The following is an 11,795-nucleotide window of genomic DNA, read 5'->3' as shown; positions in this document are numbered from 1 at the left end:
TAGCCCTTAATGTTATTCGTCAAAACCAATTTTTGCGCCTTTGGGGATTACGACTACGCCGCTGGCCGAAACATGAAAGCGGGCTTTATCCTGCACCGGATCTTCACCGATGATGGTGCCCGGCGCAATTTTGACATCTTTATCGATAATAGCACGGCGAATACGGCAACCACGGCCGATATCGTTATTGCCCATCAGTACACACTTTTCGATATAGCTGTGGCTGTGCACATGCACATTAAAGCCCAGAATTGACTGGTAGACGATAGAGCCACTGACGATACAACCCGATGCCACCATAGAGCTGATCGCCTGGCCGGTACGGTTGGCTTCATCATGGACAAATTTCGCCGGCGGTACCGGTGGTGTATAACCACGCAACGGCCAGTACCGGTTATATAAGTCAAAAGGCGGCTCGACAGAGATTAAGTCCATATTGGCTTCGTAATAAGAATCGATAGTGCCGACATCACGCCAGTAACCGGCGCTTCGCTCATTTTCACCACGTATATGGTTAGCTGAAAAATCATATACATAAACATCACCGCCTGGATACAGGCCAGGAATAATGTTATGGCCAAAATCATGTTTAGAATCGCTCTGTTTGGCGTCTTCTTCCAGTACATTAACCAGGGTTTTTGCTTCAAAGATATAGTTGCCCATCGAGGCCAAGACATAATCTGGCCGGCCGGGAATGGTTTTTGGATTGGTTTTAGGTTTTTCTTCAAAGCCAATCATTTTGCCGTTGGCATCGACTTCTATTACGCCAAACTCATGTGCCTGTGCCACCGGCACCGGTATTGCCGCCACCGTTAAACGGGCATTGCGCTGACGGTGGTAGTCCAGCATCTGGCGTACATCCATTTTATAAATATGGTCGCCACCAAACACACAAACATGCTCCGGGTCCAGGCCATGGATTAAATGCAGGTTTTGATAAATGGCATCGGCGGTGCCCAAATACCAGTGTTTACCGGTTTGCATCTGGGCCGGAATAGGATCAATAAAACGATTAGTTAAGCCGGTAACCCGCCAGGCCCGGCTTAAATGCTTCATTAACGAGTGCGATTTAAACTGGGTGATAACAAATATTTGTAACAGATCGGAATTAACAAAATTATTCAAAACAAAGTCGATAATGCGGTAATTGCCACCAAACGGTACTGCAGGCTTGGCGCGGATGCCGGTAAGAGGTGCCAGACGTGTGCCCTCTCCTCCGGCCAGGATCATGGTTAATACCCCGGACATAGTTACTCCCTGTTGGCTTGCTGTGTGTTTTTATACTGCAGTTGCAAAGCTGATACCAGAATAGCAGTCTGGATGCATAAATTGCCAGTGGCGTGATTGAACAATACTTTGCGCGTCATCAAATTAGACAGAAATAATGACAGCCATATGACAAAAGGCACCATGATGGTGCCTTTGCGAAGTTACTGCACCCATATAGTGCAGCGCGAATTAAAAAGCGCTCAGATCTGAGCCGCTAGTTCAGCGCCCTGGCGAATAGCCCTTTTCGCATCCAATTCGGCAGCCACATCTGCCCCGCCAATTAAATGCGCTTTTATACCTGCAGCAGCTAAGGTGGCCAACAGCTCGCGCTGCGGTTCCTGGCCGGCGCAAATAATTACATTGTCCACATTCAAGCAGCGCTCTTCGCCGGCAATGTCGACCCATAAGCCGTCATCGTCTACTCTGAGGTAATTTACGCCTGCTATCATCTCAACGCCTTTTTTCTTCAGCGAGCTGCGATGGATCCAACCTGTGGTTTTACCCAGCCCGGCACCGACTTTAGTGGTTTTACGCTGTAACAGATACACTTTGCGCTCGGATGGCGGCGCAGCCTCATCCGGCAATAAAGCGCCACGCGCCTGATAAGCTTTATCAATACCCCAGTCTTTTAACCAGGCATCAGGTTGCAAGGTTAACGAGTGCGGCTCAGTTAAATATTCTGCCACATCAAAACCAATGCCACCGGCACCTATAATAGCCACGTGTTTGCCAACAGCTTTGTGGTCGCGCAGTACATCCAGGTAGCTTAATACCTTGGCATGATCACTGCCTTTAAGGCCAATATCACGCGGAATTATTCCCGTTGCCAGCACCACCTCATCAAAGCCGCCTGCCTGCAGCGTTGCTGCACTCTGGGCAGAATTTAAGTGCAGCTTAACGGCATGCAGTTCCAGCATGCGGCCAAAGTAACGTAAGGTTTCATAAAACTCTTCTTTGCCCGGAATTTGCTTGGCGTAATTAAACTGGCCACCAATTTGGTGCGATTTATCAAATAAATGCACCTCATGGCCGCGTTGTGCTGCATAAACACTAAACGCCAACCCGGCCGGACCGGCCCCGACGACAGCAATTTTTTTACGCGTTGCAGCAGCAGTGAAATTTAGCTCAGTTTCATAACAGGCGCGCGGGTTAACCAGGCAACTGGCGCGTTTGTTCTGAAACACATGATCTAAGCAGGCCTGGTTGCAGGCAATGCAGGTATTTATCAGATCAGCCTGATTTGCAGCAGCTTTGTTAACAAAGTCTGCATCTGCCAGAAACGGCCTGGCCATACACACCATATCGGCCTGGCCATTAGCCAGAATATCTTCCGCTACCTGTGGGTCGTTAATGCGGTTAGTGGCAATGACCGGAATGTTAACTTCGGCTTTTACCCGCTGCGTGATCCAGCTAAAAGCGGCACGCGGCACCATAGTACCGATAGTTGGCACTCTGGCTTCGTGCCAGCCAATGCCGGTATTAATTAAGCTTGCCCCGGCCTGTTGTATAGCTTTGGCCAGTGCTACCACTTCATCATAACTGTTACCGTCTTCGACTAAATCCAGCATCGATAAGCGATAAATGATAATAAAATCGTCACCACAGGCCTGTCGCACCGCTTTAACGGTCTCAACGGCAAAGCGGCAACGATTGTCAAAACTGCCACCCCATTCGTCCGTGCGCTGGTTGGTGCGGGCACAAATAAACTGATTAATCAGATAACCTTCAGAGCCCATCACTTCTACACCATCGTAACCGGCTTTTTTGGCCAGCTTAGCCGAATGGGCGAAATCTTTAATCGTACCGCGCACTTGCCGGGCCGACATGGCAGATGGTTTAAATGGCGTAATAGGTGATTTAAGTTTGCTTGGCGCAACACTAAACGGATGGTAGCCATAACGGCCAGCGTGCAGCAATTGTAAGCAAATTTTGGCACCATGCTGATGGACAGCCTCAGTAACCAATTTATGTTTACCAGTTTGCCACCAAAAGCTTAGCTGACTGCCAAAAGGCACCAGGTTGCCACGAAAATTTGGGCTGATGCCGCCGGTAATAATTAAGCCGACACCACCTTTAGCTCGCTCAGCATAAAACGCCGCCAGCTTGCTAAAGCCTTGCTTCTCTTCTTCTAAGCCCGTGTGCATCGAGCCCATAATGACGCGGTTTCTAAGGGTTGTGAAACCTAAATCCAGTGGTTGTAATAATTTTTGGTATGCCACTTCAGCCTCTCTGGTCGTACCTGTTAGCTCTGACGAACTTTATCTGCTTTGCTGGTTTATAGCAAGCTAAGGCGCAATAGCTTACTGAGTGTTACACATTTACTTACAAATTCCACTTAGCCTTTGCGGCCAAATTGTTTAGCATACCAATATGCAATACATCTGATATTTATACAGGGAATCTTATATGGTTGATAAAAATCCTGGCCTGATCCGCCGGTTGTTTCGCCTGATAGCCGGGCTGTACCGCGGTTTTCGCGCAGTAGTGCTTAATGTGTTATTTATTGCGCTGGTTGTCGTGATCGGCATGTCTATTTTCAGTGGCGACGACAAAGTTGAAGTACCGCCCACTGCTGCGCTGGTGCTAAACCTGAAAGGCGACCTGGTGGAAGAAAAGCGCTGGACTGATCCGGTTGCCACCGCCCTGAATGAAAGCCTGGGTGGCGAAGAAGAAGCGCCGGAAGTGTTAGTCAGTGATGTGGTTAAAGTGCTGCAAGCGGCCACTAAAGATAACCGCATTCAGGCTCTGGTATTAGATTTAGCGGCCTTAGGTCGTGGCTCGCTGGATAAAATGCAGCGCATAGGTAACGAAATCGACAGCTTCAAAGCTGCCGGCAAAAAGGTGTTTGCCTATAGCGGCTATTACAACCAAAACCAATACTATCTGGCCAGTTACGCTGATGAAATCAGTTTAACTCCTATGGGTGCGGTATTACTCGAAGGCTATGGTGCCTACCCGATGTACTACAAAAACGCCTTGGAAAAACTGAAAATAAATACCCATGTGTTTCGCGTTGGCACATACAAATCTGCCGTCGAGCCGTTCCTGCGTAATGACATGTCAGATGCGGCCAAAGAAGCCAATATCGAGTGGTTAAACGCGTTATGGGCAGACTACAAGCAACAAGTGGCGCAGCGTCGCGGTTTCGCCATCGACAATTTCGATGAAACCTATCAGGCGTTGTTAGAAAAGCTGCAGGTCGCCGAAGGTGATTTAAGCCAGTACGCGGTAAATGCCGGCCTGGTTGATGCGATTAAAACCCCTGAAGCCTTCCGTAAAGACCTGATCGCTATCGTCGGTGAAAACGATGATCACAACTACAATCATGTCACCTTTGCTGACTATGCCGATGTGACAATACCAGCACAGCAATTTGATAACCCGATGACCGATAAAGTGGCGTTAATCGTCGCCCGTGGTGTTATTGTTGATGGCAGCGCCAAAGCCGGTGCCATAGGCGGCGACTCTACCGCTGCACTGCTGCGCAAAGCCCGTCACGATGATAAAGTTAAAGCTGTGGTAATGCGTGTCGACAGCCCTGGCGGCAGTGCCTATGCATCAGAAGTTATCGCTCAGGAAATCCGTTTACTGCGCGAAGCCGGTAAACCGGTAATTGCTTCTATGGGTTCGGTAGCCGCTTCCGGTGGTTACTGGATCTCGGCTCCGACTAACGAAATCTGGGCTGAGCCTACCACTATCACCGGCTCTATCGGTATTTTTGGCCTGCTGCACACTGCTGAGAACGTTATGCCAACTCTGGGCCTGAACGTTGACGGCGTTGGCACCTCTGAGCTTGCTGGTCTGTCAGGTGGTCTGCCACTGTTTAAAGGTTTACAGCCGGCAGCCAAAGATTTGTTCCAATTGCTTATTGAGCGTGGCTACCGTGAATTTTTAAGCATGGTTGGCGAAAACCGCAATATGAGCACAGCCGATGTGGATAAAGTTGCTCAGGGCCGGGTTTGGACCGGTGCCAAAGCACTGGAACTGGGTTTAGTTGATAAACTGGGCTCACTGGACGACGCAGTTAAAGCCGCTGCTGATAAAGCCGGTTTAAATAACTATGACGTTAAGTTAATTGGCCAGGAGCTAAGCCCAAGTGAGCAAATGATCAAAGAACTGCTTGGCGAAGCCAAAGCGCAAGGCTGGTTACCGCAAGGTAGCGCCAACGCCGAGCAACGTCTGTTGCGTAAACTGACCAGTCAGTTAAAACAGGATTTTGTCTTACTTAACCAGTTTAACGATCCAAACGGTATCTATTCTTATTGTGTCAGCTGCAGCATCAACTGACAGCAGCAGTAAAACCGACTACAATGCCCGGCTATAACCGGGCATTTTTTTTATTCTTCGCGTAATAACACAGTAAATTTAACACTATGAGCAGAAAACGGATTTATGTCGCCTATACCGGCGGCACTATAGGCATGCAACACTCGGCTAACGGCTATGTACCGGTACCCGGCTTTCTATCCGACACCGTAAAACAAATGCCGGAATTTTACCGGCCCGAAATGCCGGAATTTGATATTCATGAGTATCACCCGGTAATCGACTCGTCTGATATGTCACCACAACACTGGCAGGATATTGCCGCCGATATTGCGCAGCAATACCATAACTATGACGGTTTTGTCGTGTTGCATGGCACTGATACCATGGCCTACACCGCCGCTGCCCTGTCTTTTATGCTGGAGAACCTACAAAAACCGGTCATTATTACCGGCTCGCAAATTCCGCTGGCACAGTTGCGCTCGGACGGTCAGGTAAACTTAATGAATGCGCTGTACCTGGCAGCAAACTACCCTATTGCCGAAGTGGCGCTGTTTTTTAATAATCAGCTGTTTCGCGGCAACCGTGCCACCAAAGCTGACGCCAATGGCTTTAATGCCTTTGCATCACCCAACTTCGCGCCGCTGATAGAGGCCGGCATACATATCAACCTGATTGCCGGTAAACTAAGCCAACCACAGCAAGCTGCGCCGCTGCAGGTAGCCAGCATTACGCCGCAACCGATAAGCGTTGTCACCTTGTACCCCGGCATTAACACCGAGGTGATCCGTAATATGACCACAGCACCGGTGCGGGCATTGATTATTAAGTCGTTTGGTGTTGGAAATGCGCCACAGCGGCCTGAACTCTTGAAGATCCTGCGCGAAGCCAGTGCGCGCGGCCTTATTATTGTTAATTGCACCCAATGCTTTAAGGGCACGGTAAATATGCAGGGCTACGCTACCGGTAACGCTCTGGCGCAGGCCGGCGTAATAAGTGGTTATGATATGACACTCGAAGCCGCTTTAACCAAGCTGCATTACTTACTGAGTAAAGATTTAACCGCTGAGCAAATTCGCCAGCAGATGCAACAAAATTTACGTGGCGAACTGACAGCAGACTAAGCCGGCACTGCATCAAAACAACCGGCTAAGCGAAGTGTTAAAGTTAGCCGGTTAAGTTGAAAGCTGGCAGCAGTAATTAGTTAATAAACACTGCTTTAACCCGTGCCAGCAATGGCAATTCAGCTTCAGCTACTACACCAAACTGTAACCAGCGTTTTAGCAGGCTGTGCTTGTCCAGCGTACTTCCCTGGTTATGTTTATCAGATAACAATAATAATTGTACCTGTTGACGAGCCGCTCGCTCGGCATCCGGTGATGGTTGATCAGACAATAACTCCAGCGCTATGGTAAGTTGCTGGCGGTTAAACTGTTGTTCCTGCTGTGCATTAAAGCAGTCACGAAAGCCGGCCGGTAATTTCTCGGCACTAAGCTCTGGCTCGGCCAGTAAATCAAACATCCGGCTAAATTCACGCTGTTGCTGGCTTTGCTGCCAGCGCTGCTGTTTCTGGCTCAGTTTATCCAGTAGCTGGCGCACCGCCTGCACTGTTGCCACGCTATGAGGTTCAAGCGCGCTTAACTGTTGGCGTACCGCTTCAAAAGCGCTCTGCTCTGCGGCGACTTCCAATTCAACAGACAAAGCTGATACTACAGACTCAAATTGTTGTAACTCTGCCTGTTCGGCCAATTTCTGTTGCTCGAACTGCTCAGCACGGGCGTTGAAAAAGCCATCGCACAACGCACGGAAGCTTAACCACAGCGCCTGATCCTGTTTGCGACCGGCACTGGATAAGGCTTTCCATTGTTGCTGACATTCTTTTAGCGCCTTAGCAGTAAGATTAGGCTCGGCCAGCTGCAGCGCCGCCTGCGCTTTGTCGATCAATTGCTGTTTGGCTGCCGCCGCTTGTTGCTGGCTGTGTTTTAGCTGTGCTTGCAGCGGTAACAGCGCCTGATTAAAACGCTCGTTCAGTGCACCGTAATGCTGTTTATCCACTGCACCGGCCTGCTGCCAGGCTTGCTTTAATTGCTGTACAGTAGACTCCAGCACTTTGGCTTCAGCTGGATCCTTGCCGGCGTCCAGCGCCTGCAGAATAATCAGCTCGCGCTGCTTAACATGTTCAGCGCGCAGCGCATCATGTGCGGCAAAATAAACCCGGCAGGGAGCAAACGCCTGCTCGCAGGCCAGATCGAAGGCCGTATTCAGTTCTGCTTCCAATGCCGGATCAGCTTTACCCAGGCTGTTCCATTGCGCCCTGGCCTGCTTTACCTCATCAGCGCGCTGGCGCATCTGGCTTTCGCTAAGCTCGGCGCTAAGCTGTTGCATATGCGTCAGTAATTCCTGCTTACGCGGTGTAGCTATATATTCCTGCCAGTCGGCCAGTTCAGCCATTTTATCGCGGGCAAAGTCGTAGTCTTTACTCAGTTGTGCCTGTAGCGGTGCAGTCAGTTGTTGATAGTCCTGTTCAATCCCCTTAAACAAGCCAAACAACACTTTATACTTACCGGCGGCGTATAAACGGCGGTACTGCGCCAGCTTACTGCGACACTGGCGCTGGATTTTTTCTGCCTGCTGACCGAAGGCCTGCTCTGAGCGCTGCCATTGTTGTTGCAGATCTGTTTTTGCCTGCAATAAGCTGGCCGGCACGGCTATCATCAAACTTTTGCTTAACTGACGCCAATGCTGTTGCCATTGCTGACGCTGCTCTGCGCTAAGCGCTAACGCTTCGGCGCTGTCTGGCAGCGGCAGCGCCGCCCAGTCTGCAACTATGCGGGTTAGTCCGGTTAATTGCTCGGCCAGTTCAGGCAGACGCATCAATTGCTGCTGTAACTGCTTGCTGCGATTTAACAAGGCTGTTTTGGCGTTAATATCAGCGTCAGTTATCTCTGCCATCAGAGCGGTCAATTGCTGCTCCAGCTGCTGGGCGGCGCTGATATCGGTAGACACTAACGCTTGCTGTAATTGTTGATCCAGCGCGTCAAGCTGCTGTTGCAACACCTGCTGCAAAGCGGAGCGCTCGGCTGCTTTATGCTGCTCGGCCTGTTGCTGTTTTAATTGTTCCAGCTTTGGCGCCAGCCATTGTTCAATCTGGCTGCTGATTTTGGCATATTTAGTGCGAAACTCATCTGCCTCGGCCCCCAGACAATCCAGCTCAGCATCAAGTTGTTGCCACTGCGTTTGATACTGCTGCAGTTGCTCAGGTAACTCTGCCACACTGCTACGTTCGCGGGCGGCATTCAGTTTTGCTAACAATAATGTCAGTTGCTTACGCAGCAGCAGCGGTTTTTGCTTTTGCTCGCTAATTTTTGCCAGTTTTTCCTGCACATCAGCCTGTAAGCTGTCATCGAGTTTCTGGCTTAACTTTTCCAGCGTTTTTTCATCGTCAATCTGGCCGAGCAACTGGCGTTTTTGCGCCAATTGTAATACCGGATCGTACAAGGCCTTAATATTCAGCTCAGCTTTGTTTAAGCGCTGCAGCAAATTAAACTTAATGCTGGCGTCGGTTTCTGTTTGCGCCAGCTGCTCCAATATACTGCTGCGATTACACTGGCTGATAAATTGTTGTTTAAGTTTGGCATCTACCTGATTTTGCAACAGCTGGTTGATCAGCGTTTGCTCGGCCAATTGCTGTAAACGCTCGGCGCTGTCATGTTTGCTGGCTTGCCACCACAAGGAAAAATCGTTCAGTTTATACAGGGCTGCTTTGCGCACCGCTTCGGCACCATCGTTAAAGGCCAGTTCATGCAACACGGCTTTGTGGCTGGCATCTTCAGGGTTTAGTGTCGCTATGGCTTGCTGGCGTACAGCTGCATCAGCATGCTGCCACTTGGGTTTGAAAAAGCGGTTAAAGATCATCGTGCGAGAACCTTGCAATAGACGGCTGAGTTTCGAATTGTTTTTTTAGTTCGGCTTTAGATTTTTGCACCAGCTGGCCATTGGCACCCACGGTGAAAATTTCTTCAGATTGAAGCACCTGCGCCTGATACGCCATCACCAGTTGCAAGCTGTGCGCCTTTTGCGCATCGCTTAGCACGTTGCCATCAGCCCAACGCCCGGTTGCCACGGCGTCAGCAAGTTTTTCATAGGTATCAGGCGTCATCGCCTGCACCAGAGCGTTAAAGTCCATGCTACTTCTTTCTCTTTGCTAACATAATGCGTATACGCGTAATGATGTACCAACAAAAGCCGATACCGATACAAGCACCGGCCAGCATTTGCTGAATGCCACCGGGTTCCGGGTCCCACCAGTACATCAGGCCAAAACCGGATAAAAACATCAACAGGGCCAGCATAGAATGGTTAACCAGGCTTTGGCTTTTATCTAAGGCTTTGCTGCGGGCCAGCGACGCCATTTTTTCCGGCGTCAGGTTGGTTAAGTCGCTGCTACATTTGCTGCATTGCGCCGCTTTATCTGAAATTTTATGCCCGCAAAACGGACAGGATACAATTGCCATACTGCCTGTACCTTGTGTTGATTAACCCTGTATTTAACGACGTGCCGATGCCTACTGCATCGCCTGATATATTTTACTCATGATGCTGCCATACATACCAGTTTCAAAACGGTCGCCGGCAAAATAATAGCTATTTTCACCCTCTGCCAGCACCGGGCTGTGCTTTTTATTGGTCAGCAAAACCACCACCAGCTGATAATAAGGATCAATCAGGGTGGCAGTGCCCGTCCAGCCGGTATGACCAAAAGCATAGCGGCTGGCGTAGGGGCCAAAATGCCAGTCCAGCTCTGTACCAACAGCGGTACGCCAACCCAGCCCCATAGTGGCATTTATGGCTGACGGGCTGACAAATTGTGCCAGCGTGCTTTCATTAAAAACGGTTGTTAAGCCATAACCGCCGGTTAATGCCATAAAGGCCAATTGCGCCGTGTCGCGGGCGCTGGAAAATAAGCCAGCATGGCCGGCGACACCGTCAAAGGCATAGCGGGCTTTTTCGTCATGCACATAACCACGCACCACGCTGCGCTTATCGGCTGGAAATTCAACCCGCCCGCCCCGGCTGTTACCATCAAGCTCAGTTGCGGCAATACGCGCTAATGGCACGCCATGTTGTAGTGGATTAAAGCCGGTGTCCTGCAGGCCCATCGGCTGATACAACGACTGGCGCAAATAAGCGTCCTGTGTCATACCGCTAATTCGTTCTATCAACAAGCCCAGCAGCATATAATCAATATCGCTGTATACGGCCTCTACATTGCGGACACGGCTAAACGGTACGGCAGTGCTAATTAGCTGCATACTGCGGGACCGATCCAGCGAGTAGAACATGGCGCCGTGTTTATTGTCCGGCTGGTGAAAGTGTACCTCGGGATCATAACCCGCAGTGTGCTGCAATAAATCGCTGACCAGGCGTTGCTCACGGCCATCGCCCTGGTACTCATTAATGTAATGTTGTACCGGTTTATTCAGTTCGAGCTTACCACTGCTTACCAATTGCATCAGGGCGTAGTTGGTGGCGTACATCTTAGTGTTAGACGCCAGATCAAACACGGTGTCCGGCTGCATCGGTTCAGGCGTGGCCAGCTCAGTGCCATCCTGCCGGTAGCGATTGGCATAACCATAAGCGCTGTGTTTAATCACTTTGCCATCTTTAGCAATAAGCAGCACGGCCCCCGGAAAGCCCTGCGCCACTTCGCGTTCAATCAGTGCATCGAGTTCATCCAGTACAGTTGGCGAAAACCCGGCCGCTTCCGGCGTTGCATCAATTAATTGTGGATATGGCACCACCAGGCGCACCGTGGCACCTACTGGCTGAATGTCTACCAGCTCGAGCTGATTTATACCATTACGGCTGTAACGACTGATATCCAGCGCCCTTAGGCGGCTATCTGCTGTCGCCGACAGGATTTTAAGTTGATGACCATTTAGCTTTAATGTCAGGCTCTGGCTGTTAGCCATATCCAGCAGCAAACTACCCTGCCCCTGAAACCCATTAAAACGGCGCCGGTTATTGACCAATGCTCTTTTGCTATGTTGCTCAGGCCAAATCAGATCAAGTTGGCCAACAGCGCTGCCACGGCGAAATGCCTGCTGTTGCTGCGGCGTTAACGGGCTGACAGCCACCGGAGACACCGCCAGCCAGGGCGGTAAAGTTGTGCAACTGCCAAGTATCAAACAGACACTGACCAGCAGCAGCTTGCCGATACAAGCTGCTGCTGTCGTGTTAAACCGGTAGTTGCAGTGCAC

At 50.2% G+C, this 11,795-nt stretch carries 8 protein-coding genes; 2 read left to right on the top strand and 6 right to left on the bottom strand.

The window, feature by feature from the left end:
- Positions 1 to 12: 12 nt before the first annotated feature.
- Together glgC and MN202_RS10870 are read right to left on the bottom strand one after the other, a co-directional pair.
- The gene (gene glgC, locus MN202_RS10875; RefSeq protein WP_335736146.1) at positions 13 to 1,248 is read right to left on the bottom strand and encodes a glucose-1-phosphate adenylyltransferase; all 1,236 of its coding nucleotides are present in this window, start codon (positions 1,246 to 1,248) and stop codon (positions 13 to 15) included.
- A 221-nt stretch (positions 1,249 to 1,469) separates the two neighbouring features.
- Positions 1,470 to 3,488: an NADPH-dependent 2,4-dienoyl-CoA reductase gene (locus MN202_RS10870; RefSeq protein ID WP_335736145.1), complete on the bottom strand. Its 2,019-nt coding sequence runs from the start codon at positions 3,486 to 3,488 to the stop codon at positions 1,470 to 1,472.
- Between the two features lie 187 nt (positions 3,489 to 3,675).
- Here MN202_RS10870 and sppA point away from each other — a divergent pair, with 187 nt between their 5' ends.
- Positions 3,676 to 5,556: a signal peptide peptidase SppA gene (gene sppA, locus MN202_RS10865; protein WP_335736144.1), complete on the top strand. Its 1,881-nt coding sequence runs from the start codon at positions 3,676 to 3,678 to the stop codon at positions 5,554 to 5,556.
- 86 nt (positions 5,557 to 5,642) lie between these two features.
- Positions 5,643 to 6,659, top strand: coding sequence for an asparaginase (gene ansA, locus MN202_RS10860; RefSeq protein WP_335736143.1), 1,017 nt, complete (start codon positions 5,643 to 5,645; stop codon positions 6,657 to 6,659).
- Between the two features lie 76 nt (positions 6,660 to 6,735).
- Here the strand turns inward: ansA and MN202_RS10855 are convergent, their stop codons facing one another.
- From MN202_RS10855 to pbp4b, 4 genes are read right to left on the bottom strand one after another with little or no spacing between them, the layout of a single operon-like run.
- Complete coding sequence (locus tag MN202_RS10855; protein ID WP_335736142.1) at positions 6,736 to 9,450, bottom strand: DUF349 domain-containing protein; 2,715 nt, start codon at positions 9,448 to 9,450, stop codon at positions 6,736 to 6,738.
- Positions 9,440 to 9,721, bottom strand: coding sequence for a YeaC family protein (locus MN202_RS10850; protein ID WP_335736141.1), 282 nt, complete (start codon positions 9,719 to 9,721; stop codon positions 9,440 to 9,442). The genes MN202_RS10855 and MN202_RS10850 overlap by 11 nt, the downstream gene beginning before the upstream one ends.
- A 1-nt stretch (position 9,722) precedes the next feature.
- Positions 9,723 to 10,049 (bottom strand): zinc ribbon domain-containing protein, encoded by a 327-nt coding sequence (locus MN202_RS10845; protein WP_335736140.1) that lies wholly within the window; start codon positions 10,047 to 10,049, stop codon positions 9,723 to 9,725.
- A 51-nt stretch (positions 10,050 to 10,100) separates the two neighbouring features.
- On the bottom strand, positions 10,101 to 11,672 hold the full coding sequence (pbp4b, locus tag MN202_RS10840; RefSeq protein WP_335736139.1) for a penicillin binding protein PBP4B: 1,572 nt from the start codon (positions 11,670 to 11,672) through the stop codon (positions 10,101 to 10,103).
- Positions 11,673 to 11,795 lie beyond the last annotated feature (123 nt).

The sequence above is a fragment of the Rheinheimera muenzenbergensis genome (assembly GCF_036984005.1).
Lineage (GTDB): Bacteria > Pseudomonadota > Gammaproteobacteria > Enterobacterales > Alteromonadaceae > Alishewanella > Alishewanella muenzenbergensis.
This window is presented reverse-complemented; position numbering and strand designations above follow the sequence as displayed.